Origin of the sequence: Pseudomonas sp. WOUb67 (assembly GCF_050058005.1) — a bacterium.
GTDB lineage: Bacteria > Pseudomonadota > Gammaproteobacteria > Pseudomonadales > Pseudomonadaceae > Aquipseudomonas > Aquipseudomonas putida_R.
This window is the reverse complement of the sequence record NZ_CP170112.1, coordinates 5,082,324-5,107,787: the sequence shown is the minus strand read 5'-3', so window position 1 is coordinate 5,107,787 and position 25,464 is coordinate 5,082,324. Positions and strand designations below refer to the sequence as shown.

Sequence of the window (25,464 nt, the reverse complement as noted above, 5' to 3'; positions counted from 1 at the left end):
CAATTGCCTTCATCTTGTGTTGCAAGCCTACCGGATTGGATCGATCGAATGACTGACACCCGTAACGGCGAGGACAGCGGCAAATTGCTCTATTGCTCCTTCTGCGGCAAAAGCCAGCACGAAGTGCGCAAATTGATTGCCGGGCCCTCGGTATTTATCTGCGACGAGTGCGTCGACCTGTGCAACGACATCATCCGTGAGGAGGTGCAGGAAGCCCAGGCCGAGAGCAGCGCGCACAAATTGCCTTCGCCGAAAGAAATCAGCGGCATCCTGGACCAGTACGTCATTGGTCAGGAGCGCGCGAAAAAGGTGCTGGCCGTAGCGGTATACAACCACTACAAGCGCCTGAACCAGCGTGACAAGAAGGGCGACGAAGTCGAACTGGGCAAGAGCAACATCCTGCTCATCGGGCCGACCGGCTCGGGCAAGACCCTGCTCGCCGAAACCCTGGCACGCCTGTTAAACGTACCGTTTACCATTGCTGACGCCACCACCCTGACCGAAGCCGGTTATGTGGGTGAGGACGTCGAAAACATTATTCAGAAGCTGTTGCAGAAGTGCGACTACGACGTGGAAAAGGCCCAGATGGGCATTGTCTACATCGACGAAATCGACAAGATTTCGCGCAAGTCGGACAACCCGTCCATTACCCGTGACGTCTCGGGCGAGGGCGTGCAGCAGGCGCTGCTGAAGCTGATCGAGGGCACCGTGGCCTCGGTACCGCCGCAAGGTGGGCGCAAGCACCCGCAACAGGAATTCCTGCAGGTCGATACCCGCAATATCCTGTTCATTTGCGGTGGCGCGTTCTCGGGCCTGGAAAAAGTCATCCAGGGCCGTTCCACCAAGGGTGGCATCGGTTTTGGCGCAGAAGTGCGCAGCAAGGAAGAAGGCAAGAAGGTTGGCGAGTCCCTGCGTGAGGTCGAGCCGGACGATCTGGTCAAGTTTGGCCTGATTCCGGAATTCGTCGGCCGTCTGCCGGTGCTGGCTACCCTCGACGAGCTGGATGAGGCTGCGTTGATGCAGATCCTCACCGAGCCGAAGAACGCCCTGACCAAGCAGTATGCCAAGCTGTTCGAGATGGAAAGCGTCGATCTCGAGTTCCGCAGCGATGCACTCAAGGCCGTTGCACGCAAGGCCCTGGAGCGCAAGACTGGCGCCCGTGGCCTGCGTTCGATCCTCGAAGGCGTGCTGCTCGACACCATGTACGAGATCCCTTCGAAGAAGGATGTCAGCAAGGTGGTGATCGACGAGAGCGTCATCGAAGGCACCTCGCAGCCGCTGATGATCTACGAGAACAGCGAGCCGCAAGCCAAGGCCGCGCCAGACGCCTGATTCAGGCAATGGCCGGTGACGGTTGCAAGCAAGAAGGGGGCCTACGGGCCCCTTTCTGCTTTTCCTGCGCTAGCGCTTGTAATTTCCCAAGCGTGCCCCCACATTAGGTCCAAGCATCATTTCCACCGGTTTCCGGCCATAAGGCCGCTGTAGAGGCGAAATCATGAAGACCACCCTCGACTTGCCTCTTTTGCCATTGCGCGATGTCGTTGTTTACCCGCACATGGTTATCCCGCTGTTCGTGGGGCGCGAAAAATCCATCGAAGCCCTCGAGGCCGCGATGACGGGCGAAAAGCAGATCCTCCTGCTCGCCCAGAAAAACCCGGCCGACGACGATCCGGGCGAGGACGCCCTGTACCGTGTCGGCACCGTTGCCACTGTGCTGCAGCTGCTGAAACTGCCTGATGGCACCGTCAAGGTGCTGGTCGAGGGCGAGCAGCGTGGCGCGGTTGAGCGTTTCACCGAAGTAGAAGGGCACATCCGTGCCGAAGTCTCCCTGATCGACGAAACCGACGCCGCCGAGCGCGAGTCGGAAGTGTTCGTGCGCACGTTGCTGTCGCAATTCGAGCAGTACGTGCAGCTGGGCAAGAAAGTCCCTGCCGAAGTGCTGTCCTCGCTGAACAGCATCGAAGAGCCGGGGCGTCTGGTCGATACCATGGCCGCCCACATGGCCTTGAAAATCGAGCAGAAGCAGGAAATTCTCGAAATTGTCGACCTGACCACCCGTGTCGAGCACGTGCTGGCGCTGCTGGATGCCGAAATCGACCTGCTGCAGGTTGAAAAGCGCATTCGTGGTCGGGTCAAGAAGCAGATGGAGCGCAGCCAGCGCGAGTACTACCTGAATGAGCAGATGAAGGCCATTCAGAAAGAGCTCGGTGATGGCGACGAAGGCCACAACGAAGTCGAAGAGCTGAAAAAGCGCATCGAAGCCGCTGGCCTGCCCAAGGATGCCCTGACCAAGGCCCAGGCCGAGCTGAACAAGCTCAAGCAGATGTCGCCGATGTCGGCCGAGGCCACCGTGGTGCGTTCGTACCTCGACTGGCTCGTGCAGGTGCCGTGGAAGGCCCAGAGCAAGGTGCGTCTGGACCTGACCAAGGCCGAGGAAATTCTCGATGCCGACCACTATGGCCTGGAAGAGGTCAAGGAACGCATCCTCGAGTACCTTGCCGTGCAGAAGCGCGTCAAGAAAATCCGCGGCCCGGTACTGTGCCTGGTCGGCCCACCTGGCGTGGGCAAGACCTCGCTGGCCGAGTCGATCGCTGCTGCCACCAACCGCAAGTTCGTGCGCATGGCCTTGGGTGGCGTGCGTGACGAGGCCGAGATCCGTGGCCACCGCCGTACCTATATCGGCTCCATGCCTGGCCGTCTGATCCAGAAGATGACCAAGGTGGGCGTGCGCAACCCGCTGTTCCTGCTCGACGAAATCGACAAGATGGGCAGCGACATGCGTGGCGACCCGGCCTCGGCACTGCTGGAAGTGCTCGACCCGGAGCAGAACCACAACTTCAACGACCACTACCTGGAAGTCGACTACGACCTCTCGGACGTGATGTTCCTGTGCACCTCGAACTCGATGAATATCCCGCCGGCGCTGCTGGACCGGATGGAAGTCATCCGCCTGCCGGGCTACACCGAGGACGAGAAGATCAACATCGCGGTCAAGTACCTGGTGCCCAAGCAGGTCAAGGCCAACGGCTTGAAGAAGGAAGAGCTTGAGGTCGACGTTTCGGCGATCCGCGACATCATCCGCTACTACACCCGCGAAGCCGGTGTGCGTGGCCTGGAGCGGCAAATTGCCAAGGTCTGCCGCAAGGTGGTCAAGGAACATACCGGGCAGAAGCAGGTCAAGGTCAAGGTCAAGGTGGCCAGCGAGCAGCTGGAGCATCTGCTGGGCGTGCGCAAGTTCCGTTACGGCCTGGCCGAGCAGCAGGACCAGATCGGTCAGGTCACCGGCCTGGCCTGGACCCAGGTGGGTGGCGAACTGCTGACCATCGAAGCCGTGGTCATCCCCGGCAAGGGCCAGTTGATCAAGACCGGCTCGCTGGGCGATGTGATGGTCGAATCGATCACCGCCGCACAGACCGTGGTACGCAGCCGCGCCCGTAGCCTGGGGATTGCCGCCGATTTCCACGAGAAGCGCGACGTGCACATCCACATGCCGGAAGGCGCCACGCCGAAGGACGGCCCAAGCGCGGGTGTGGGCATGTGCACCGCATTGGTGTCGGCGCTGACGCAGATTCCGGTACGTGCCGACGTGGCCATGACCGGCGAAATCACCCTGCGTGGCCAGGTGCTGGCCATTGGCGGGCTGAAGGAAAAACTGCTGGCGGCACACCGTGGTGGCATCAAGACGGTGATCATTCCAGAGGAGAATGTTCGCGATCTGAAGGAGATTCCGGAAAATATCAAACAGGATCTTCAGATCAAACCGGTCAAATGGATTGACGAAGTCCTGCAAATTGCGCTGCAATACGCCCCGGAGCCCTTGCCAGATGTGGCTCCTGAGATTGTCGCGAAAGATGAAAAGCGCGACGGCGATGCTAAGGAAAGAATCAGCACGCATTAGTAGTTTTTGGCTGGGGGGCTTTCCTTGACAGTTTTTTCGGGCCCTTGCTATAAAGCGGCACGCTATTGTCATCAAGCCACCCAGCGCACGTTTCATAAGCTTTTCATTACATACTTAGAAACAAACTCAATAGAGAAATAAGGGGACTTAGAGTGAACAAGTCGGAACTGATTGACGCTATCGCTGCATCGGCTGACATTTCCAAAGCTACCGCAGGTAAGGCTCTGGACGCTGTGATCGACTCCGTAACCGGTGCCCTGAAAGCAGGCGACGACGTCGTTCTGGTTGGCTTCGGTACCTTCTCGGTCAAGGACCGCGCCGAGCGTACTGGCCGTAACCCGCAAACCGGTAAGGCGATCAAGATCGAAGCCGCCAAGGTTCCAGGTTTCAAGGCTGGCAAAGGCCTGAAAGACGCCGTCAACTAAGTCGTCTTTCAGCCGGGCCTGGCCTTGCCGGGTCCGAGCACGCTGAAGGCGGGGCGCAAACGTTCCCGCCTGACACGTTTGCTAAGAAAAGGCGCATCCTCGGATGCGCCTTTCTTTTATCAGGATTCTACCCACGCTCCGCGGTTGTCGACGCAGTGGTACAGCCGTTTCTGGGGGACGCATGCTGCAAAATATCAGGGACAATTCACAAGGTTGGATTGCCAAGACCATCATCGGCCTTATCGTCGTCTTGATGGCATTGACCGGTTTCGAAGCCATTTTCCAGGCCGCCACCCATAGCCAGGACGCCGCCAAGGTAAACGGCCAGACCATCAGCCAGAACGAGCTGGCCCAGGCGGCCGACATGCAGCGCCGTCAGTTGATGCAACAGTTGGGCAAGGATTTCGACCCAGCGCTGCTGGAAGACAAATTGCTGCGTGAAGAGGCGCTCAAGGGCCTTATCAGCCGCAAGTTGCTGCTGCAAGGCGCCGAAGATGCCAAGTTTGCCTTCTCCGAGGCCGCGCTGGATCAGGTGATCCTGCAAACGCCGGAGTTCCAGGTGGACGGCAAGTTCAGTGCTGACCGTTTCGACCAGGTCATACGCCAGATGGGCTACGGCCGCATGCAGTTCCGCGAGATGCTCGCCGAGGAAATGCTCATTGGCCAGCTGCGCACCGGCCTGGCCGGCAGCAGCTTTGTCACCGACCAGCAGGTCGATGCCTTCGCTCGCCTGGAGAAGCAGACCCGCGACTTCGCCTCCCTGACCTTCAAGGCCGACCCGGCCGCGGTCAAGGTCAGCGACGAAGAGGTCAAGGCGCATTACGAGCAGCACGCCAAGGAGTTCATGTCGCCTGACCAGGTGGTGATCGACTACATCGAGCTGAAGAAGTCGGTGTTCTTCGACCAGGTCAAAGTGACCGACGAAGAGCTCAAGGCCCAGTACGAGAAGGAAATCGCCAACCTCGCCGAGCAGCGCCATGCCGCGCACATCCTCATCGAGGTCAACGACAAGGTCACCGACGCCCAGGCCAAGGCCCGTGCCGAAGAGATCGAGCAGCGCCTGGCCAAGGGTGAAGACTTTGCCGCGCTGGCCAAGGAGTTCTCCCAGGACCCGGGCTCGGCCAACAGCGGTGGTGACCTCGGCTTTGCCGGCCCGGGTGTCTACGACCCGGCGTTCGAGGACGCGCTGTACAAGCTGCAGGACGGCCAGGTCTCGGCGCCAGTGCGCACCGAGTTTGGCTACCACCTGATCAAGCTGCTGGGTGTGCAGGCGCCTGAAGTGCCGAGTTTCGCCAGCTTGAAGGACAAGCTGACCCGCGACCTGAAAACCCCGCTGGTCGAACAGCGCTACGTCGATGCCAGCAAGCAGCTGCAGGATGCTGCCTACGAGGCTTCCGACCTGGCCCAGCCGGCCCAGGACCTGAACCTCAAGGTGCAGACCTCCGCAGCCTTCGGTCGCGAGGGTGGTGAGGGCATTACCGCCAATCGTTCGGTGGTGCAGGCTGCGTTCTCCGAAGAAGTGCTGGAGGAGGCTGCCAACAGCACCGCCATCGAGCTCGACCCGGAGACCACCGTGGTATTGCGCGTCAAGGAGCACCGCAAGCCGGAGCAACTGCCGCTGGAAGCGGTGGCCACGAACATCCGCGAACACCTGGCCAAAGAGAAGGCAACTGCCGAGCTCAAGACCAAGGCGGACAAGCTGATTGCCGGCCTGCGTGACGGTTCCATTGCAGTAGGCAGCGTGCACGAAGGGCAAGGCTGGAAGGCCTACGAAGCAGTCACCCGTGGCGAGGACGGTATTGACCCGGCCGAACTGCAGGCGCTGTTCCGCCTGGGCAAGCCGCAAGCCAAGGACAAGCCGGTGTATGGCAGCGTCGTGCTGCGTGACGGTAGCCTGGTGGTGCTGCAGCTCAAGGGTGTCAACGAAGGCGCTACCGCCACCGACGAAGAGAAGCAGCAGATCCGCCGCTACCTCGCGTCGCGTGCTGGCCAGCAGGACTTCGCGGCGTACCGCAAGCAGCTGGAAGCCAATGCGGATATCACCCGTTACTAAGGTGATCGCTGCATGAAGAAACAGGCCGCCTCGTGCGGCCTGTTTCGTTTCTGTCGCCTGTGCCGGCCTCTTCGCGGGTGAACCCGCTCCCACAGGTACTGCGCCAGATCCAAGGTCAGCGCGGTCCCTGTGGGAGCGGGTTCACCCGCGAAGAGGCCGGCACAGGCGCTACGACGCTTAGCGCTTCACGCCTTCATAGTTATCCAGCGTATCCCGCGCAATCTCCCGTCCCAGGGCAATCAGCTCGGGCGCCTTGTAGAACTCGAAGAACCGGCACACACGCTTGGGCACGTTGATCAGCACATCCGGTGGATACCCGGCGATCTTGTACTGCGCCAGCGACGTCTGCATGACCTCGAAGCTCTGGTTGATCAGGTCCAGCAGCGAAGCAGGCCCCACGTTGTCGATGATGAACGAGCCAGTCGCGGACTTTGGCGCGCCCTCGCGTTCCGGTGCTGCCGCCGGTTGCTGGCCTTCCGGGGCGGCGGCATCTGCCAGCCACGGGTTGGGCGGCGCCAGGCCTTCGGCGACTATTTCCTGTTCGATGCGCATCAGCTCTTCCGCCTGCTTGCGCCGGAACGGCAAGTGAGAGCCCAACGAGCTCAGCAGGGAGTCAAAACGCATCTTGAAGGCCGCTGGGCGCTCGATCACCGGTAACTGGTATTGCTTCTGGTTGGTGGCGTTAAGGTTGACCGCGATGATCAGGTCGCAGTGGCTGGACACCACAGGCACAATCGGCAGCGGGTTGAGGATGCCCCCGTCCACCAGCATGCGGTTGCCCTGGATCACGGGGGTAAACAGGCTGGGGATGGCCGCCGAGGCGCGCATCGCCTGGTGCAGGCAGCCTTCCTGAAACCAGATTTCCTGTTGGTTGGTGAGGTCGGTCGCAACCGCTGTATAGGGGATGCGCAATTGCTCGATGTTGATCTCGCCAACGATCTTGCGGATTTGCCCGAACACCTTGTCGCCACGAATGGCGCCGAGGCGAAAGCTGACGTCGACCAGGCGCAGTACATCCAGGTAGTCGAGGCTCTCGATCCAGTTGCGATAGTCGCTCAGCTTGCCGGCAGCATAGATGCCGCCAACCACTGCACCCATGGAGCAGCCGGCAATGCAGGCAATGTCGTAGCCGCGCCGCTCGATTTCCTCGATCACACCGATGTGTGCATACCCCCGGGCTCCGCCCGAGCCCAGTACCAGTGCCACGCGTTTGCTCATGAATATTCCCCGTCCAGTGCAACCATGGTCCTACAATGCACCCATCACAGGCTGTGCTTCAATGTAGATCGCGCTGAGCTACTGTAATAAAACCGGCCCGGTACAGCTGGCCAGGCAGGGCACTTTTCAGCTGCCGGGGCGTCGAACAGCCACTGTTTTTCCATTGAGGTATTACTGATGAAAGCCTGGATCTGCCTTCCACTGATTGCCTTGGCCCTTGCTGGCTGCGCGGGCAAGACGGCCTACCGTGACAGCTGCGCGACCCAGCTGGATGCCGCCTGGAAGGAACTGGACCTGGCCAAGGCCGAAGGCTTTGCCGGTGCTGTGAGTTACTCCAAGGCGTTGTCGCTGCTGACCGGGGCCAAGACCCAGCAGCAGTTCGAAGGTTACGAAAGCTGTACGCGCAAAGCCGAAAAGGCGCGCTTCTACATTCGTGAGTCGCGCGCCGGGCGCTGACCAAGGAGCGTCGTATGTCTGCCATGCTAGACCATGTAGTAGCCCAGATACTGACCTTGCAGGTGCGCCTGATGGCCTGCCGCGAACGCCTGGCTGCCGACACCGACAGCGAGGCCTTGCACGACTTGCGCATCAGCTTGCGGCGCCTGCGCAGCCTGCTGCGGCCCCTGCGTGGGCTGCCTGGCGTGGAGCAGCTCGATGATGCCGCCAGCGCGCTGGGTACCTTGACCACGCCGCTGCGTGATCGGGAGGTGCTGGCAGCCGAGCTGATCGGGCGCGGCTATCCTGCCGCCGGCCATCGGCGCCTGGAAGGGCGTGGCAGGACCTTTGCCAGTGTCGCTGCCAGCCCGCAGCTGGCCCGGGTGCTGACGATTGTCGACGCGTTTCCGTTGTTCCTGCGGGCGGCAGGCCGCGAGGGGCTGGTCAAGTCGCTGGACAAACGCATCGACAAGCGCCTGGTGAAGCAGTGGCGCAAGTTGCACGAAGCCTTGCAGGACCCCGCTCACGACCGCCACCGCCTGCGCTTGCTGATCAAGCGTGCGCGCTATGGCGACGAGGCCTATCCGCAACTCGACCACGCCGGGAAGAAACTGCAGCGCCTGCTGAAGAAGGCACAGGGCGACCTGGGCAACTGGCATGACCGCCTGCAGTGGTTGCTGCAGGCGCGCGACCATGCTGACCTGGCCCCCTGCAAAGCTGCTTGGGAGCAGGAACTGCACGAGGCCGAGCGCAAGTCGGATGTGACGCTGGATGCCCTGATGCAGGCGCTGGCGCGTCGCTAGCCCGAAAATTGACCGATATGCGGGCTGATCGCCCGGGGTTTGCTGGCTACGATGAGCAGACCTTTTCGCTGCGGGCAGGAGCCAGCCAATGAACTTCAACCAACTGCTCGACGCCGTGCGGGCCAACCCGGATGCCGTCAGCATCCCGCCCAGCTGGGCCCAGGGCCGCGCTGCCTTTGGCGGGCTGATGGCGGCCATGGTCTACGAGGCCATGCGCCTGAAACTCTCCGACAGCCGCCCTGTGCGCTCGCTGGCCATCAGCTTTGTAGCGCCTGCGGCTGCGGATGTGCCAATCCGTTTCGAGGTGGAGGTGCTGCGTGAAGGCAAGGCGGTCAGCACCTTGCTCGGCCGCGCCGTTCAGGATGGCCAGGTGGTGACCTTGGTGCAGGGCAATTTCGGTGCAGGCCGGCCTTCGGTGGTCGATGTGCCGGCGTTACCGGCGATGGAAATGCCAGCGCTCGCCGACGCAGCGCCCGAGTTGCCCTATATCAAGGGCGTGACGCCCGAATTCATGCGCCATGTAGCCTTGCGTTGGGCGGTGGGTGGGTTGCCGTTCAGTGGCAATCAGTCGCGCAAGATGGGTGGCTGGGTGCGCTTGCGGGATGTGGCGCAAGAGCAGGTCAATGAGTCGCACTTGCTGGCGTTGGTCGATGCCTGGCCGCCGAGCCTGATGCCCTTTCTCAAGCAGCCCGCAGCGGGCAGCACATTGACCTGGACCATCGAGTTCATCCAGCCCACGGCGAAGCTGTCGACCCTGGACTGGTGCCGGTATTGCGTGGAGACCGAGCATGCGCGGGAGGGTTATGGGCACGCTGCTGCCGCGTTGTGGACGGCAGAAGGTGAGTTGCTGGCCCTGAGCCGACAGACCGTCACCGTGTTTGCCTAACCCCCAGTCACAGCAATTAACTGTAGGAGCGGCCTTGTGTCGCGATCGGGCCGCAAAGCGGCCCCGGCAATCTCTGCTGCGAAGCTGCAATACTGGGGCTGCTGCGCAGCCCGATCGCGACACAAGGCCGCTCCTACAAAATATTGCGCATGATCGTCATATCAATGCCGGTGTTTATGCCGCTCCCGCCAGGCCTTCCACCAGGCCCCGCTCAGCAAAAAGCGCGGAAAGGTGATGAACTGCTCTGTCAGTAAGCGCTGCACGGCATCCTGGCGGTTGGCGAACGGCTCGGGCTGCTCGGCCTCCAGGCGGTGGCCATGGCGCTGCAAGCCAAGGCCCGCAATCAGGGCAATCACGCCAACGGCAATCTGGCCCAGGTCCAGGCCGAACAGGCCGGATAGAATCAGCAGTGCGCCGAGGATGAACAGCGGCACGGCAATCAGGTGCAGCACCAGGTTGGCCGGGTGGCGGTGGTTATGGTGGTAGCCGCGCCATTGCCAGGCGGGCAGGTTGGGCAGGCGTTTGCTCATGGGCATTTCCTCTCGGTCATGCTCAAAGCTTAGTGCGGCCCCCGGCCGGGGGCCAATCGATGCAGGCTATGGCAACTATAGCTTGAGCTGGCCAATGACCCTGTTCAGTTCGCCGGCCAGGGTTGCCAGTTCGCTGCTGGTGGTTGCCGAGCCCACCGTCTGTTGCACGGTCTGTTCGGTGACATCGCGGATGCTCACCACGGCGCGGTTCATTTCCTCGGCCACCTGGCTTTGCTGCTCGGCCGCCACGGCAATCTGGGTGTTGCTTTCGCGCATCTGCGCCACAGCACCGGTGATCTCCGCCAGCGCTTCGCCGGCCTCTTGGGCCTGGCGGACGCAATCGTCGGCCTTGTACGAGCTTTCCTGCATGAATTCCACTGCATCGCGGGTGCCCGATTGCAGGGCGGAGACCATGGTGGTGATTTCGTCGGTAGAGGTTTGCACGCGCTTGGCCAGGTTGCGCACCTCATCGGCCACCACGGCAAAGCCGCGGCCCAGATCACCGGCGCGCGCCGCTTCGATGGCTGCGTTGAGCGCCAGCAGGTTGGTCTGCTCGGCGATGCTGTGGATTACGCCGACCACGCTGTTGATCTTCTGGCTGTCTTCGGCCAGTTGGCGAATCATTTCGGCGGTTTGCTGCACACCGCTGGACAGCCCGGAAATCGAATCCTGCACCCGGCTGACCACCTCTTTGCCGCTGCCGGCCAGGGTGTCGGCGGTTTGTGACAGGTCACGGGTGGCGCCTGCATGCTGGGCAATGTGGTGCACCGTCGCCGACATTTCGTTGATGGCGGTGGCAGCCTGGTCTGTCTCGCTCTGCTGGCCGAGCATGCCGTGGCGTACGTTGCTCATGCTGGCCGCCAGGCGTGCGGCGCCCGAATCCAGCTGTGCAGCGGTGTGGGCGACAGTGCTGACCACGCGGTGGTAGGTGGCCTGCATGGCATTGAAAGCCCCGGCCATCTGGCCGACCTCGTCGCCGCAGGCCAGCGGCACACGGGCCGCCAGGTCGCCGGTCTTTTCCACGTGCAGCATCACGTCCTTCAGGGTATTGAGCTGGCTGAGCAGGAAGCGGATCAGCAATTGCGAGGCGCCGAGCATGGCCAGCATCAGGATCAGCACGCATACCGCGTAGTTGCCGAAGCGCTCGAAGAATACCTGGCGCAGGCTTGGCGACTGGGCGAGCACGGCCACCTGTTGGTCGCCGTGGCGCAATACCTGCGCGCCGCGCAGCGGGTTGTCCCCGAGGATCCAGGCGCTCGGTAGCTCCACCCAGCCCTGGGCGTTGCGCAGGCTATCGAGTGCCTCACCGGCGAACGTCGGCGTTTGCCCGGCCGACCAGCTGATGACGTTGTCCGGGCGCGGCAATGCTTGCCCGGCAGGCCAGGCAGCCAGCAGTTGGGCTTGCGCTGCCGCCTGCGCCTGCGCAGCTTCCGCGCGGGCGCGTTGCTCCAGGTGCACGGCGTAGAGCACCAGCAGCAAGGTCGTGACAAAGGCCACCGCATTGACGGCCCAAAATTTGTACTTCAGGGAAACATTGCTAAGCCAGGCACCCATGGGCAGGTCTTCTCTGAGTTGAGCGGAAACAATATCGGCAAGGTGCCATCATTGTGCCTGCACTTGCTCAGCAAGATGTTGACCCATATCAACAGCCAGCGCGCAGGCTTCAGGGGAGCTGGAAGAACGCCCGCGCCGTCGCCGTGCTATGCGCTGCCGTGTGCTCGACCGATTCGCCCCGATGCAGCGCCACTTCGCGCAACACCTCCGGCAGAAACGCCGGTTCGTTACGCCCGTTCTTCGGCTTGGGCCGCAGGCTGCGCGGCAGCAGGTAGGGGGCATCGCTCTCCAGCATCAGCCGCCCTTCGGCAATGTTGCCCACCAGCGGATGCAGGTGGGTGCCGCGGCGTTCGTCGCAGATCCAGCCGGTGATGCCGATGTGCAGGTCCATGTCCAGGTAGGCGAACAGCGCTTCGCGCTCGCCGGTAAAGCAGTGCACCACCGCGCCGGTCAGGTGATCGCGGTAATTCTTGAGGATTGCCAGCAAGCGTTCGCTGGCGTCGCGTTCGTGCAGGAACACCGGCAGGCGCAGCTCTGCGGCCAGGGCCAGCTGGGCCTCCAGGGCTTTTTCCTGCAGTGGGCGAGGGGAGAAGTCGCGGTTGAAGTCCAGGCCGCATTCGCCCACGGCGCGCACGCGCGGTTCGTTCAACAGCTGGCGCAACTGGCGCTCGCTGCCGGCATCCCAGGCCTTGGCATCGTGGGGGTGCACGCCCGCTGTGGCAAACAGGTGCGCACCGCTGGCGTCCAGCTGCTGGCACAACTCCAGCGCTTGTTCGCTGACGGCCAGGCTGGTGCCTGTCAGCACCATTTGTGTGACCCCGGCCTCAAGGGCGCGCTCGACGATTGCCGCTTGTTGGTCGTGGAAACTGCTGTTGGTCAGGTTGACGCCGATATCGATCAGTTGCATGGTGCTACCTCGTGCCGCGGGGCGGCCAGCATAGCAAAATTCGCGTTTTTCTGAAAAAACCAAGAACTTCATGCTGTTACCGTGGTCTTTTACCGTCATTTCTCATTTGGCGGTGCAACCCATGGATGCCGCCCAACCACCACGGACACGTTCTCGCATGCTGCGATGCTGGCTTGTTTTCCTGCTGACGCTCGGGCTCACCCTGACCGGCCCGGCCCAGGCGCGCGCGCCGGGACCGCAGCAGAACATACCGCCCGCCAAGGTGCGTGACCTGCAGCAGGTTCGCACCAGTAAAGTGCTGCGGGTGCTGGTCAACCAGAGCCGCAACAGCTCCGGTGAGGTCAAAGGCGAGCCGGTCGGCATCGAGTATTACCGCCTGCGGGCCCTGGAGCATTACCTCAATGCCCGCGCCGCCGATGACCAGCAGATCCAGCTAAAGCTCATTCCGCGGGCCAAGGAGCAGTTGCTCGGCGCTCTGGCTCGCGGCGAGGGCGACTTGGCTGCGCCGGGCGAGTTGCTCGACCCCAGCACGGTTCGCGGCGTCAGCAGCAGTGCGCCGCTACTCGACCAGGTGCCGTTGATGCTGGTCGGACGCAAAGGCGAGCGCAGCTTCAGCAAGGTCGAGCAGCTGTCCGGGCGTACCGTGGCCTTGACCAGCGCCAGTGCCGCCGGCCCGCTGATCCAGCAGGTCAATCAGCAACTGGCACTGCGCAAGCGCCCGCCGATCAAGGTGGAGTGGGTCGACTCGACGCTGGCGGTGGAGGATGTACTGGAGATGGTGCAGGCTGGCATCTACCACCTGACCGTGGTCGAGCAGCCCATTGCCCGGCGTTGGGCGCGGGTCATGCCGCGCCTGCGCCTGGACAGCCGGGTGCACCTGGGGGCGCCGCAAGCCATGCGCTGGTATGTGGGGCGTGATGCGCCGCAATTGTTGGCCACGGTCGATCACTTCCTCAAAGGTTACCGCGCGCCAGACAACCAGGATGCCGCCTTCGAGCGCATCTACCGGCGCCAGTACCGGGTGCACAACCCCTTGGCCAGCAAGGACCGCCAGCGCTTGGCCTCGGTGCGGGCGGTGCTGCAGAAGCATGGCCAGGCGCAGCAGATCGACTGGCTCAACCTGGCGGCCCTGGGCTACAAGGAGTCGACGCTCAACCCGGCTGCACGCGGCACGGGCGGTGCCCATGGCCTGATGCAGATTACCCCTTCAGCCGCCCAGCGCGTGGGGGTGAGCAACACCACCACGGTAGATGGCAATGTGCAGGCCAGCGCACGCTACCTGGCGCTGATCCGGCGCAAGTTCTTCGCCAGTGCCAAGATCAACGAGCGTGAGCGCATGGCCTTCACGCTGGCGGCCTACAACCTCGGCCCCGAGCGGGTCCAGGGTATGCGTGCCGAAGCCCGGCGGCGCGGCCTCAACGGTGATCAGTGGTTCTTCCAGACCGAACGCATCGCCATGGAGCAGGTGGGCATGGGCCCGGTCAACTTCGTCAACAGTGTCAACAAGTACTTTTTGGCGTTCAACCGCGAGCGGGCTGCGCTGGAGCGTGTGGCAAAGCGCTGAAAAATCGATTTTATCGATTGTTTTGTTGGGGTTTTTGCGATTTTCATATTTATTGAATTGATTATGATGGCGCCCATCCCAACACAACATCTTCGCTTCAAGGACGCTTCGATATGAACAACACTACCCTCAATGCCCTGTTCTCCACCCGCGCCGGCGCCGGTCTCAGCGTTATCCGCATCCTGGTCGGCATCATCTTCATGGCGCATGGCGCGCAAAAACTGTTCGGCCTGTTCGGCGGTTATGGCCTGGAAGGTACTGGCCAGTGGATGGAAAGCATCGGCCTGGCCCCGGGCTACCTGATGGCCCTGTTGTCCGGTAGTGCCGAATTCTTCGGCGGCCTGGCACTGGTGGTCGGCCTGCTGGCCCGCCCGGCGGCCCTGGCGCTGAGCGTAACGCTGGTGGTGGCGATCCTCTCCGTGCACATCGGCAACGGCCTGTTCATGTCAAACAACGGCTATGAGTTCGCCCTGGCGCTGCTGGCCGGCACGGTTGCCGTCATGATCGAAGGCGCTGGCCGCTTCTCGCTGGACCGCCTAATCGCCCGGTAATCAGCTGCAAGCAGTGAGCTGCAAGCCGCAAGCAAGAGCGGGCCAGTACTCGGCCTGCTTTTGCTTGCGGCTTGTCGCTTGCAACTTGTAGCTCATCGCTCTAGCATACCGCCTGCGCCGATTTAAACAGCTACTTGCGGGGCGCAGGAAAGCCCCACCTCCGGGCCATCCGAAATACCGCTAAAGCGCTGGTTCGGTGACGCCTCCCACCGCTGCCCAGCGGGATTTGCGAGGCGGAGAGAAGCTCCATGAGTTGCCCACGTACCAGTGTTTGCTTGAGCCCTTTGCCTGCCAGCCAGGCGTCCCGCACACCGCGCATTCTGCTCGGCGGCCAGCATCAGCCCACCCTTTTGCGTCACCTCGAAGGCCTGTCCCGGCGCAAGGGCCAGGCGCGCGCCTTTCTGATCCAGTTCGTCGATATCGGCTGCTACCTGGCGCAATACGGCAATGACCGTTTCGACCTGGCCGTTATCCAGGCCCCGGCGCCGGACGAGGCCGCCGAAATCATTGGCCACCTCACCCGCATCGCGCGCCAAGGCCTGATTACCCGCCGCTGAGGAGTGCGCTGTTGAGTACCAACATCATCACCACGGAAGGCCATGAGGCGCTGAAGAAAGAGCTGGACCACCTGTGGCGCGTCTATCGTCCGGAGATCACCCAGAAAGTTGCCTGGGCGGCGTCACTGGGCGACCGCAGCGAAAACGCCGACTACCAGTACAACAAGAAGCTGTTGCGCGAAATCGACCGCCGGGTGCGTTACCTGCGCAAGCGGCTTGAAGATGTGAAGGTGGTGGCTTATTCGCCGCAGCAGGAAGGCAGGGTGTTTTTCGGTGCCTGGGTCGAGATCGAGAATGACGATGGCGAGACCATGAAGTTTCGCATTGTCGGCTATGACGAGATCTACGGGCGCAACGATTACATCTCGATCGATTCGCCCATGGCCCGTGCCTTGCTCAAGAAGGAGGAGGGCGATGAGGTGGTGGTGCACACGCCTACCGGTGAAGCGACCTGGTATGTGAAGAGCATCACTTACGGCCAGTAAATTGATGTTGCCTGTGGGGGCCTCTTCGCGGGTAAACCCGCTCCCACAGGTACTGCGTCGTCCTTGAAGCAGTGGGGTCCTTGTGGGAGCGGGTTTACCCGCGAAGAGGCACCCACAAGCCTCCATCAACTGTCGCGCAAGACCGCCAACGGGCTGGCATTCAACGCCCGTCGCGTCCCCAGCACCCCCGCACCGCCCACCAGCAGCGCCCCCATCAGCGGCAACGCCAGCAGCCAAGGGTGCGGGCTCCACTGCAAGTCGAAAGCATAGCGGTACAGCACCAGGGTAATCAGCTCACAGCCCACTGCTGCCAACAACCCGCTGGCTGCCCCCAGCAAGCCGAACTCGATACGCCGTGCCTTGACCAGCAACGGTCGCGCCGCCCCCAGCGCACGCAGCAAGGCACCCTGGCGAATGCGTTCGTCCAGCGTTGACTGCAAGCCGGCAAATAGCACCGCCAGCCCGGCGGCTAGCACGAACAGCAGCACATACTCCACCGCCAGGGTCACCTGGGCGAGGATGCTGCGCAGTTGGTCTAGCAAGGCATCCACCTGCAGGATGGTCACCGCCGGGAATGCCCGTGACAGTGCCACCACATCCAGGTCGTGACCCGGCGCCAGGTAGAAGCTGGTCAGGTAGGTGGTCGGCAGCCCTTGCAATGTGCCGGGCTGGAAGATCATGTAGAAGTTCGGCTGGAAGCTGTCCCAGTGCACGCTGCGCAGGCTGCTGACCCGGGCCTGGCGCTGCTGGCCACCGATGTCGAAGGTCAGCAGGTCGCCCATTTTCAGTTTCAGGCTGCTGGCCAGCTCCGCCTCCACCGATACACCGGGGATTTCGTCGGCGGCGGGCAAGGCTTGCCACCAGTTGCCTGCGGTCAGTGCATTGCCTTCGGGCAGCTCGGCGGCCCAGGTCAGGCTGAGGTCGCGCTGCACGGCGCGCTCGCCCGCCGAGTCCTTGCTGACGATTTGCTGTACCGGTTGCTCGTTGATCTGTACCAGGCGCCCGGGCGTTACCGGATACAGCGGCGCTGAAGTGGCGTTGACCTGGTGCAGGCGTTGAGCGAACGGCTCACGATCATCCGGCAGGATGTTCAGGGCGAAATGGTTGGGCGCATCCTTGGGTAACTGAGCTTGCCAGGTGTCGAGCAATTCTGCGCGTAGCAGGGCGACCAACGCCATGGCTAGCAGGATCAGGCCGAAGGCCAAGGCCTGACCGGCGGCGGCCGTGGGGTGGCGCAGCAACTGGCCCAGCCCCAGGCGCCAGGCCAGTGGCGCCCCGGCCAGCAGCTGGCGCAGGCTGCGCAAGCCGAGCAACAGCAGGCCGCCGAGCAGTAGTGCGGCGACCAGGCCACCACCGAGCAGGGCGAATGTGAGCAACAGATCGAGGCTCAGGCGCCACATGATCAGGCCAAGGGCAAACAGAGCGGCGCCGTACACCAACCAGCTGCTGGGTGGTATTGGCAACAGATCACGGCGCAGTACCCGCAGTGGTGGAACGTGGCCCAGCGCGGCAATGGGTGGCAGGGCGAAGCCGGCCAGTGCGACCAGCCCGGTGCCGATGCCGGCCAGGGCCGGAATGATGCCGCCTGCCGGCACCACGCTTGGCAGCAGGCCGTGCAGCAGGCGGAACAGGCCCAGCTGTGCCAGCCAGCCGAGCAGGGCGCCGGCAAGGGCGGCAACCAGGCCGAGCATCGCCAGCTGCAGGCAATACAGGCCCAGTGCCTGGCGGCGAGAGAGCCCCAGGCAGCGCAGCAGCGCGCTGGCATCCAGGCGGCGGGCGGCATAACGGCTGGCCGACAAGGCCACGGCGACCCCGGCCAGCAGCACAGCCACCAGGCTGGCCATGTTCAGGTAGCGTTCGGCCTTGCCCAGGGCGCCGCCGATCTGCTGGTTGCCATCGCGTGTGTCACGCAGGCGCTGGCTGGCTGCCAGGTCTTTTTCCACGCCCTGGCGGTATTGGGCCAGCGCCTCGGCATCGCCGCGCCACAGGTCGCGGTAGGTAACCCGGCTGCCCGGCTGGATCACGCCGGTCGCGTCCAGGTCGGCCAGGTTCATCATCACCCGCGGGGTAAGGCTGTAGAAGTTGTTGGCGCGGTCCGGTTCGTAGGTCAGCACACGGCTCATTCGCAGGGTTTTCATGCCTACGTCGATGTTGTCGCCAATCGCCAGCCCCAGCGCTGCCAGCAGGCGGGGCTCGACCCACGCCTCGCCAGGTGCCGGGCCGCCGCCAGGTGTTTCCTCGGCATAGGGCGCCGGGGCGCTGCGGACTTGCCCGCGCAAGGGGTAGGCGCCGTCGGTGGCCTTGACGCTGGACAGCTGGATACCGTTGTCGCCGCCGACCACACTGGTGAACTCGACCACCTGAGCATGGCGCAAGCCAAGTGCGGTGCCGGTATCGATCTGCTGCGCGCGGGCGGGGGCGCTGCCCTGCAGCACCAGGTCGGCGCCCAGGAATTCGCTGGCGCGCAGTTGCATGGCGCCGTTCAGGCGGGCACCGAAGTAACCGATGGCGGTGCTGGCTGCCACCGCCACCAGCAGGGCAAAGAACAGCACGCGTACTTCGCTGGCGCGAATGTCGCGCAGCAACTGGCGCAGGGCCAGGCCGCACAGGCGGGACAACGGCATGTGGTTCATCAGGCCTCCACTGGCGCCACCAGGCGCCCCGCGTCCAGGCGGATCTGGCGGCGGCAGCGCCGGGCCAGGCGTTCGTCATGGGTGACCAGCACCAGGGTGGTGCCGCGCTCTTTGTTCAATTCAAACAGCAGGTCGCTGATGCGCTCACCCGTGTGGCTGTCGAGGTTGCCGGTGGGTTCGTCGGCAAACAACACCGCAGGCTGTGCGGCGAAGGCGCGGGCGATGGCCACCCGCTGCTGTTCGCCGCCCGACAATTGGCGTGGGGTGTGGCTCAGGCGCTTGCCCAGGCCGACCCGCTCCAGCAGGGAGCGCGCCTGCTCGCGGGCATCGCGGCGGCCGTCCAGCTCCAGTGGCAGCATGACGTTTTCCAGCGCATTGAGGCTGTCGAGCAACTGGAATGACTGGAACACGAAACCCACATGTTCGGCGCGTACCCGGGCGCGCTGGTCTTCATCCAGTGGCCCCAGGTCGTTGCCGGCGAGGATGACCTTGCCGGCGCTGGGCTGGTCGAGGCCGGCGAGCAGGCCGAGCAGGGTCGACTTGCCCGAGCCCGAGGCGCCGACGATGGCCAGGCTGTCGCCTTTGGCCAGTTCGAGGGAGAGTGCGTGGAGGATGGTCAGGTCACCTTCCGCGCTGGGGACCACTTTGCTAAGGTTCTGCGCAACGAGTATGTTGGGGCCCATGGAGAATCCGATGCGAGTGTGGTGGTTGAGTGCCGGTCTGGCCCTGTATTGCCTGGCCCAGAGCGCGGCGGCGGGAACACTGCTGGTTGTTGGCGATAGTATCAGCGCCGGTTTTGGCCTGGATACCCGCCAGGGTTGGGTCACTCTGTTGCAGACCCGCCTCAAGGACGAAGGTTTCGACGACAAAGTGGTCAATGCGTCGATCAGCGGCGACACCAGCGCAGGTGGCCAGGCGCGGCTGCCGGCGCTGCTTGCAGCGCATAAACCGAGCCTGGTGGTGCTGGAGCTGGGCGGCAACGATGGCCTGCGTGGGCAACCGCCCGCGCAATTGCAACAAAATCTTGCCTCGATGATCGAGGGCGCGCGCCAGGCCGGTGCCAAGGTGGTGCTGCTGGGCATGCGCCTGCCGCCCAATTACGGGGTGCGCTATACCACCGCTTTTGCCAAGGTGTATGAACAGCTGGCTGCGGACAAACAGGTGCCGTTGGTGCCGTTTTTCCTCGAAGGGGTAGGGGGCGTGCCTGAGTTGATGCAGGCCGATGGCATCCATCCGGCCCAGGGCGCCCAGCAGCGCCTGCTGGAAAATGCCTGGCCGGCGATAAAACCCTTGCTGTGACGCTTTAAACGGGGCGGGCTTTCGGCTAATGTTGCGCCCCCCGTTTCGAGTGCCCCCGATGCCGCGCCCTGCCTGGTCCCTGTATGCCTACCAACTGATCGAGCCCGATGAGCAGCTCGACCTGTTCGCCTGCCAGGAAATCCGCGTCCACCTGGTGGCCCGCCAGCTTGAGTTGGGCGTGCCGGTCGACCGTACCTTGTGCGGTGGGCTGCTGCCGGCGCAGCCGCGCTGGTCGGGAGTGCCGCGTGCAATCTACCGCGACAGCCGCCTGTGTGACCTGTGCCGGGCCATCCTCGATGCCCAGCGGCGCGGCATGCGCCCGGTGTGGCCAGAGCTGCACGCCAGCTGAACGGCAAGCACCTTTCATCATCTGAAACGCTTGCATCGCGCCAATGCCTCCCGCTTGCATCGGCGCAGGTGTACAATCGATCGTCTTGACCCACCTTTCGAAGGATTTACCGGATGTTGCCGCGCTTTCCTGCCGTCACCCGTAGCCTGTCCCTGGCCGCCCTGCTGGTAGCGGGTCCCGCTGCTGCGCTGGAGCTGCCACTGCCACCGCCCGGTGAAGACATCGTCGGCCAGGTGCATGTGATCAAGGCAAAGTACGAGGACACGTTCGCCGATATCGGCACCGCCAACGACCTCGGCTACCTGGAAATGATTGCCGCCAACCCGGGCGTAGACCCTTGGCTGCCGGGCGCCGGCACCGAAATCATCCTGCCGACCCGCTACGTGCTACCGCCAGGCCCGCGCGAAGGTATCGTCATCAACCTGGCCGAGTACCGCCTGTACTACTTCCCGAAAGGGCAGAACGTGGTGCATACCTTCCCGCTGGGTATTGGTCGTGAGGGTTGGGGGTCGCCAATCGCCAACACCAAGATCACCGCCAAGACGCCGAACCCGACCTGGACGCCACCTGCTTCGATCCGCAAAGAGCACGCGGCCGACGGTGACATCCTGCCGACCGTGGTGCCGGCTGGCCCGGACAACCCACTGGGGCCGTTCAAGTTCACCTTGGGCGTGCCTGGCTACCTGATCCACGGTTCGAACAAGAAGTTCGGCATTGGCATGCGCACCAGCCACGGCTGCTTCCGCATGCTCAACAACAACGTGCTGGAACTGTCAAAGATGGTGCCGGTGGGTACTCCGGTGCGCATCATCAACGAGCCTTACAAGTTCGGTATCAGTGGCGGCAAGGTCTATCTGGAGGCGCACACGCCGCTGGACGATCAGGGTAACCCGTCGGTGGTCGACAAACACACCGCCGTTATCAACGCCTTGCTCAAGCGTGAAGACCTGGCCAATAACCTGCGTATGAACTGGGACATGGTGCGTGACGTGGTGGCCGCAGAAGATGGCATGCCGGTAGAAATTGCCGTGCCGGTCGAGAACCAGGGTAGTGCACCCATGGTGTCGAGCATTCCGCCCGAACTGCAGTAAGGTAATTGCGACACATCACGGCCCGCCTTAGTGCGGGCCTTTTCGTTACTGCGTGGCGCATTTACCTTGCTGGCAGGCAATAAAAAAGCCGACCCACAAGTGGGTCGGCTTCTTAACAATCCGTGAGGATTATTACTTGCGGCTGGCTTTGTCCAGCATACGCAGAGCGCGCTCGTTGGCTTCGTCAGCGGTCTGCTGAGCCTTCTGAGCGGCTGCCAGTGCGTCGTCAGCCTTACGGTAGGCTTCGTCAGCACGAGCTTGAGCGCGAGCTGCTGCGTCTTCAGTCGCAGTCAGACGAGCTTCGGTTTCTTTGGAGACGCTGCTGCAACCGGTAGCCAGAACTGCGGCCAGAGCCAGAGCAGAGAATTTCAGAACGTTGTTCATCGTGTTCCCCTTCAAGGACTTTCTATTAAATAGCCATCTCTCAGGAAAGAGAAACTGGCCGGCGTACATAGTACCCATTACTTGTAGTAAGTAAACTGACTGAGCGCAAGAACTGCAAAAAAAATGTCGCTTGGCGTCACACCGACAAGATTTGCGACGTGCGTGTGAAAAAAACGTGCAAGGTTCGCAAGCGATTGTAGTACCGGAACTTTTTTGTTGAACTAACGGTGACTTTAACTGTCCTTCGACGTCTTAAGCCCTACAACATCCGGCGGCTGTTGAAGGTAGCAGGGAAGAGTCGCTTTCTCAGCATTTTCGCCATTTTTAGCCGTCGCCACCTTGAGCAATCCCATTTGTGGCGCCTACTATCTTGTGAGTGCCAGAGGATCCGAACGATTACAATCGTCCAGAGGTCGAAGGGGCATCAGGTGGCGTAGAGGATTTAACGCCGGATAAACCACCATCGGTTAAGGTATGGGTCTGCCGAGAAGACCTGCGAGGAGTAGTGATGAGCGAAGCGCTGACCATCCACCATGACCAGGCCGGTCATCAGTTCGAGACCAACGTGGACGGTCATCGTGCCTATCTGACGTACATGGATCTGGGCAAGCAGACGCTGGACATCTATCGCACCTTCGTGCCCAACGCCTTGCGGGGCCGCGGGATTGCTGCCGCATTGACCGAGCGGGCGCTGGAGTACGCTGAACAGATGGGCTACACGGTGATTCCGTCCTGCTCATATGTGGAACGCTACATGGAGCGCCAGCAGCGGCATTCGAGCAAGGCTTGAATCTGTAAATAACAGCGGGGCCGCTTCGCGCCCCATCGCGACACAAGGCCGCTCCTACAGGGATATGCGATCTCCTGTAGGAGCGGCCTTGTGTCGCGATGGGGCGCGAAGCGGCCCCGCTTTTTTACATCGATCAGCCGCGCTTACGCTGCGGCAGCACATCCTTCAACTTGGCATGCATGCTGCGCAGGGTCTTCTCGGTCGCGGACCAGTCGATGCACGAGTCGGTGACCGAAACGCCGTACTGCAATTCGTTCAGGTCTTTCGGAATCGACTGGCAGCCCCAGTTCAGGTGGCTTTCCACCATCAGGCCGATGATCGACTGGTTGCCTTCGAGGATCTGGTTGGCAACGTTCTCCATGACCAGCGGCTGCAGGGCCGGGTCCTTGTTGGAGTTGGCGTGGCTGCAATCGACCATGATGTTGGCCTTGATCTTGGCTTTGGCCAGGTCTTGCTCGCACAGGGCGACGCTGACCGAGTCGTAGTTCGGCTTGCCGTTGCCGCCGCGCAGTACCACGTGGCCGTACGGGTTGCCCTTGGTGGTGACGATCGACACGCCGCCTTCCTGGTTGATGCCGAGGAAACGGTGGGGCTTGGACACCGACTGCAGGGCATTGATGGCAACGGTCAGGCCGCCGTCGGTACCGTTCTTGAAGCCGACCGCCGACGACAGGCCCGAGGCCATTTCGCGGTGGGTCTGCGATTCGGTGGTGCGTGCGCCGATGGCCGACCAACTGATCAGGTCCTGCAGGTATTGCGGGGAAATCGGGTCAAGCGCTTCGGTAGCGGTCGGCAGGCCCATTTCAGCCAGGTCCAGCAGCAGCTGGCGGCCGATGTGCAGGCCATCCTGAATCTTGAACGAGTCATCCAGGTACGGGTCGTTGATCAGGCCCTTCCAGCCGACGGTGGTGCGCGGCTTTTCGAAGTACACACGCATGACCAGGTACAGCGTATCGGACACTTCTGCGGCCAGGACCTTCAGCCGCTCGGCGTATTCGTGGGCGGCCTTGATGTCGTGGATGGAGCAAGGGCCGACCACGACGAACAGGCGATGGTCCTTGCCGTCGAGAATATTGCGCACCACTTCACGGCCGGCAGTCACGGTCTGCAGGGCCTTGGCGCTGAGGGGGATTTCCTTCTTGAGCTGATCGGGGGTGATCAGGGTCTCGTTGGAGGCAACGTTCAAGTCATCGATCGGTAAATCAGCCATCGTGTTACTCGTCAGGTCACGGGTGCCGGCCGCCAACTGTCCCCGTGCGGCCCAGCAGCAAGAATAATCGCAGCGGGGAGCCGAACCTTAGCGCGTTACGGGTGGCGCGACAATGGGCGCAAGTCCCGTCAGCATGCTGTTTTCCCTGCTGCTGTGGCGCGTTGGCGTGCATGGGCTACCTGACAGTGTGCAAGCTGTGTAAAAAGAAAGCTGACATTGACCTGGAGATCGGCATGCATCCGCACACACCACGCATCGGCATCATTGGCAGCGGGGCTATCGGTGGCTTCTATGGGTTGATGCTGGCCCGGGCCGGTTTCGATGTGCATTTTCTGCTGCGCAGCGAGTACCAGGTTGTCCGCGAACAGGGGTTGGCGCTGGACAGTGCAGTGCACGGCCCGCTACAGATGAAGGTGCAGGCCTATGCCAGTGCCGCCGACATGCCGCCTTGCGACTGGTTGCTGGTCGGCGCCAAGGCCACCAGCAATGACCAGCTGGCGCCACTGATCGTGCAGGCCGCTGCGCCCGGCGCCAAGGTCTTGCTGTTGCAAAACGGCCTGGGTGTGGAGGAGCAGTTGCGTCCGGCCTTGCGCCGCGACATGCACCTGCTCGGCGGCCTGTGTTTCATCTGCGTCAACCGCCACGCGCTGGGCGTGATTCGTCACCAGGCGCTGGGGGCGGTCAACCTGGGCTATCACAGTGGGCCGGCCAGTGATGGTGGTGCCGCAGTGGTCAGTGAAGGTGCAAAGTTGCTCCAGGCGGCGGGCATCGATTCGCAGGCCATGGCGAACCTGGACCTGGCGCGCTGGCAGAAACTGGTGTGGAACGTGCCGTACAACGGCCTGTCGGTACTGCTGGGCGCAGGCATCGAAGGGCTGATGGCAAGCAGCCACAGCCGTGAACTGATCCAGGCCTTGATGGCCGAGGTGGTGCAAGGCGCTGCCGCCTGCGGGCATGTGTTGCCGGACGGGTATGCCGAGCACCTGTTCCAGATGACCGAGCGCATGCCGGACTATTGGCCAAGCATGTATCACGACTATGCCCTCATGCGCCCGCTGGAGCTGCAGGCTATCTATGCAGAGCCGCTGGCGCGTGCGCGTGCGGCAGGCTGCAGCTTGCCGCGCATGGAAACGCTGTACCAGGCACTGAGTTTCCTCGACACCAGCGATAGGCCCCGCTGACGACGGCATTGTCCCCGGCGTTGCGTTTTTGCGCGGGCCTGCAGGCCACGCCGGCAGCGCGCCGGACGGCAAAGCGTGCGTTCGGCGCGCTGCTAAGCTGAAGCTTGCTCTGCCGCTGCGGCAGTCGAGGAGGTCGAATGATCCGCTCCATGCTGTACGCCACCGACCTCGGTGTCTACGCCCCTTTTGTGATGCAACACGCGCTGGCCTTGGCGCGCACGTTCAATGCCGAGTTGTATGTGATTCACGCCGTGGAGCCAATGGGCCAGTTCGCCGAATCCCTCCTGCAAAGCTACCTCGATGAGCAGACGCTCGACCAGTTGCACAGCCAGGGGGTGAACGCGGTGATGGCCAACATCGAGCAGCGCGTACTGGAGAACTTTCGTGATGAGCTGGGCGAGGAGGCCGACCTTGCGGTGATCAAGGCGGTGCGGGTTCGTCAGGGCGACCCGGCGCAGGTGATCCTTGACCAGGCACAGCGGCTTAGCGTCGACCTGTTGATTTTCGGCAGCCACAGCGCCGGCGCCGGGGTGGATGTGCCCTTGGGCCGCACGGCAGTGCGACTGCTGCAACTGTCGCCGGTGCCGGTGTACATGGTGCCTTTGGCGCAGCACCTGGGGCGTAGGAAAACGTGAAGAGGGGCGCCTGCTATTTCCGGGGG

25 protein-coding genes are annotated in these 25,464 nt (G+C 62.8%); 17 read left to right on the top strand and 8 right to left on the bottom strand.

The features are described 5' to 3' along the window. Positions 1-48 precede the first annotated feature (48 nt). From clpX to ABOC32_RS22640, 4 genes are all read left to right on the top strand, one after another. A complete protein-coding gene (clpX, locus tag ABOC32_RS22655) occupies positions 49-1,332 on the top strand; it encodes an ATP-dependent Clp protease ATP-binding subunit ClpX (RefSeq protein ID WP_016485885.1) in 1,284 nt (427 codons plus the stop codon). 163 nt (positions 1,333-1,495) lie between these two features. Then, the gene (lon, locus tag ABOC32_RS22650; protein WP_426808951.1) at positions 1,496-3,898 is read left to right on the top strand and encodes an endopeptidase La; all 2,403 of its coding nucleotides are present in this window, start codon (positions 1,496-1,498) and stop codon (positions 3,896-3,898) included. A 152-nt stretch (positions 3,899-4,050) separates the two neighbouring features. Further along, positions 4,051-4,323 carry an HU family DNA-binding protein gene (locus ABOC32_RS22645; protein ID WP_016485887.1) on the top strand — a complete coding sequence of 91 codons (273 nt, stop codon included), beginning with the start codon at positions 4,051-4,053 and terminating at the stop codon, positions 4,321-4,323. Between the two features lie 181 nt (positions 4,324-4,504). Beyond that, positions 4,505-6,376, top strand: coding sequence for a SurA N-terminal domain-containing protein (locus ABOC32_RS22640; protein WP_426808950.1), 1,872 nt, complete (start codon positions 4,505-4,507; stop codon positions 6,374-6,376). A gap of 177 nt (positions 6,377-6,553) precedes the next feature. Here ABOC32_RS22640 and ABOC32_RS22635 read toward each other — a convergent pair whose 3' ends face one another. Next, complete coding sequence (locus ABOC32_RS22635; protein ID WP_426808949.1) at positions 6,554-7,594, bottom strand: patatin-like phospholipase family protein; 1,041 nt, start codon at positions 7,592-7,594, stop codon at positions 6,554-6,556. 177 nt (positions 7,595-7,771) lie between these two features. On the opposite strand from ABOC32_RS22635, the gene ABOC32_RS22630 reads away from it, so the two are divergent. The 3 genes from ABOC32_RS22630 to ABOC32_RS22620 all read left to right on the top strand — a co-directional run bounded on the left by ABOC32_RS22630 (position 7,772) and on the right by ABOC32_RS22620 (position 9,718). Then, positions 7,772-8,050, top strand: coding sequence for a lipoprotein (locus ABOC32_RS22630; RefSeq protein WP_003250254.1), 279 nt, complete (start codon positions 7,772-7,774; stop codon positions 8,048-8,050). Between the two features lie 14 nt (positions 8,051-8,064). Beyond that, positions 8,065-8,832, top strand: coding sequence for a CHAD domain-containing protein (locus tag ABOC32_RS22625; RefSeq protein WP_426808948.1), 768 nt, complete (start codon positions 8,065-8,067; stop codon positions 8,830-8,832). A gap of 88 nt (positions 8,833-8,920) precedes the next feature. Then, the gene (locus ABOC32_RS22620) at positions 8,921-9,718 is read left to right on the top strand and encodes an acyl-CoA thioesterase (protein WP_426808947.1); all 798 of its coding nucleotides are present in this window, start codon (positions 8,921-8,923) and stop codon (positions 9,716-9,718) included. A 161-nt stretch (positions 9,719-9,879) separates the two neighbouring features. Here ABOC32_RS22620 and ABOC32_RS22615 read toward each other — a convergent pair whose 3' ends face one another. The 3 genes from ABOC32_RS22615 to ABOC32_RS22605 form a co-directional block, all read right to left on the bottom strand. Then, the gene (locus ABOC32_RS22615; protein ID WP_426808946.1) at positions 9,880-10,248 is read right to left on the bottom strand and encodes an Mpo1-like protein; all 369 of its coding nucleotides are present in this window, start codon (positions 10,246-10,248) and stop codon (positions 9,880-9,882) included. A gap of 75 nt (positions 10,249-10,323) precedes the next feature. Further along, positions 10,324-11,802 carry a methyl-accepting chemotaxis protein gene (locus tag ABOC32_RS22610; RefSeq protein ID WP_426808945.1) on the bottom strand — a complete coding sequence of 493 codons (1,479 nt, stop codon included), beginning with the start codon at positions 11,800-11,802 and terminating at the stop codon, positions 10,324-10,326. A gap of 109 nt (positions 11,803-11,911) precedes the next feature. Then, positions 11,912-12,709, bottom strand: coding sequence for a TatD family hydrolase (locus ABOC32_RS22605; protein ID WP_426808944.1), 798 nt, complete (start codon positions 12,707-12,709; stop codon positions 11,912-11,914). Positions 12,710-12,866: 157 nt separating this feature from the next. On the opposite strand from ABOC32_RS22605, the gene ABOC32_RS22600 reads away from it, so the two are divergent. The 4 genes from ABOC32_RS22600 (at position 12,867) to greB (ending at position 15,866) form a co-directional block, all read left to right on the top strand. After that, positions 12,867-14,273: a transglycosylase SLT domain-containing protein gene (locus tag ABOC32_RS22600; protein WP_426808943.1), complete on the top strand. Its 1,407-nt coding sequence runs from the start codon at positions 12,867-12,869 to the stop codon at positions 14,271-14,273. A 113-nt stretch (positions 14,274-14,386) separates the two neighbouring features. Then, complete coding sequence (locus ABOC32_RS22595; RefSeq protein ID WP_016500549.1) at positions 14,387-14,824, top strand: DoxX family protein; 438 nt, start codon at positions 14,387-14,389, stop codon at positions 14,822-14,824. 248 nt (positions 14,825-15,072) lie between these two features. Further along, the gene (locus ABOC32_RS22590) at positions 15,073-15,381 is read left to right on the top strand and encodes a hypothetical protein (RefSeq protein ID WP_426808942.1); all 309 of its coding nucleotides are present in this window, start codon (positions 15,073-15,075) and stop codon (positions 15,379-15,381) included. A gap of 11 nt (positions 15,382-15,392) precedes the next feature. Continuing rightward, positions 15,393-15,866, top strand: coding sequence for a transcription elongation factor GreB (gene greB / locus ABOC32_RS22585; protein ID WP_086978305.1), 474 nt, complete (start codon positions 15,393-15,395; stop codon positions 15,864-15,866). Positions 15,867-15,991: 125 nt separating this feature from the next. On the opposite strand, the gene ABOC32_RS22580 is transcribed toward greB, so the two are convergent. Beyond that, on the bottom strand, positions 15,992-18,499 hold the full coding sequence (locus ABOC32_RS22580; RefSeq protein ID WP_426808941.1) for an ABC transporter permease: 2,508 nt from the start codon (positions 18,497-18,499) through the stop codon (positions 15,992-15,994). Then, complete coding sequence (locus tag ABOC32_RS22575) at positions 18,499-19,182, bottom strand: ABC transporter ATP-binding protein (RefSeq protein ID WP_234225890.1); 684 nt, start codon at positions 19,180-19,182, stop codon at positions 18,499-18,501. The genes ABOC32_RS22580 and ABOC32_RS22575 overlap by 1 nt, the downstream gene beginning before the upstream one ends. Before the next feature lie 10 nt (positions 19,183-19,192). On the opposite strand from ABOC32_RS22575, the gene ABOC32_RS22570 reads away from it, so the two are divergent. From ABOC32_RS22570 to ABOC32_RS22560, 3 genes are all read left to right on the top strand, one after another. After that, positions 19,193-19,798, top strand: a complete 606-nt coding sequence (locus ABOC32_RS22570) for an arylesterase (RefSeq protein ID WP_016500544.1) — start codon at positions 19,193-19,195, stop codon at positions 19,796-19,798. A 58-nt stretch (positions 19,799-19,856) separates the two neighbouring features. Beyond that, a complete protein-coding gene (locus ABOC32_RS22565) occupies positions 19,857-20,147 on the top strand; it encodes a hypothetical protein (protein ID WP_426808940.1) in 291 nt (96 codons plus the stop codon). A 113-nt stretch (positions 20,148-20,260) separates the two neighbouring features. Beyond that, positions 20,261-21,238: a L,D-transpeptidase family protein gene (locus ABOC32_RS22560; RefSeq protein WP_016500543.1), complete on the top strand. Its 978-nt coding sequence runs from the start codon at positions 20,261-20,263 to the stop codon at positions 21,236-21,238. A gap of 132 nt (positions 21,239-21,370) precedes the next feature. Here the strand turns inward: ABOC32_RS22560 and oprI are convergent, their stop codons facing one another. Beyond that, complete coding sequence (gene oprI / locus ABOC32_RS22555) at positions 21,371-21,622, bottom strand: outer membrane lipoprotei OprI (RefSeq protein ID WP_003259780.1); 252 nt, start codon at positions 21,620-21,622, stop codon at positions 21,371-21,373. 508 nt (positions 21,623-22,130) lie between these two features. On the opposite strand from oprI, the gene ABOC32_RS22550 reads away from it, so the two are divergent. Then, a complete protein-coding gene (locus tag ABOC32_RS22550) occupies positions 22,131-22,412 on the top strand; it encodes a GNAT family N-acetyltransferase (protein WP_003250290.1) in 282 nt (93 codons plus the stop codon). 133 nt (positions 22,413-22,545) lie between these two features. On the opposite strand, the gene ABOC32_RS22545 is transcribed toward ABOC32_RS22550, so the two are convergent. Further along, entirely contained in the window at positions 22,546-23,622 is a 1,077-nt protein-coding gene (locus tag ABOC32_RS22545) for a 3-deoxy-7-phosphoheptulonate synthase (protein WP_341798154.1), read from the bottom strand. Between the two features lie 233 nt (positions 23,623-23,855). Between ABOC32_RS22545 and ABOC32_RS22540 the strand changes: the two genes are divergently transcribed. After that, positions 23,856-24,803: a putative 2-dehydropantoate 2-reductase gene (locus ABOC32_RS22540; protein ID WP_426808939.1), complete on the top strand. Its 948-nt coding sequence runs from the start codon at positions 23,856-23,858 to the stop codon at positions 24,801-24,803. Positions 24,804-24,940: 137 nt separating this feature from the next. Continuing rightward, entirely contained in the window at positions 24,941-25,438 is a 498-nt protein-coding gene (locus tag ABOC32_RS22535) for a universal stress protein (protein ID WP_016500539.1), read from the top strand. Positions 25,439-25,464: the final 26 nt, after the last annotated feature.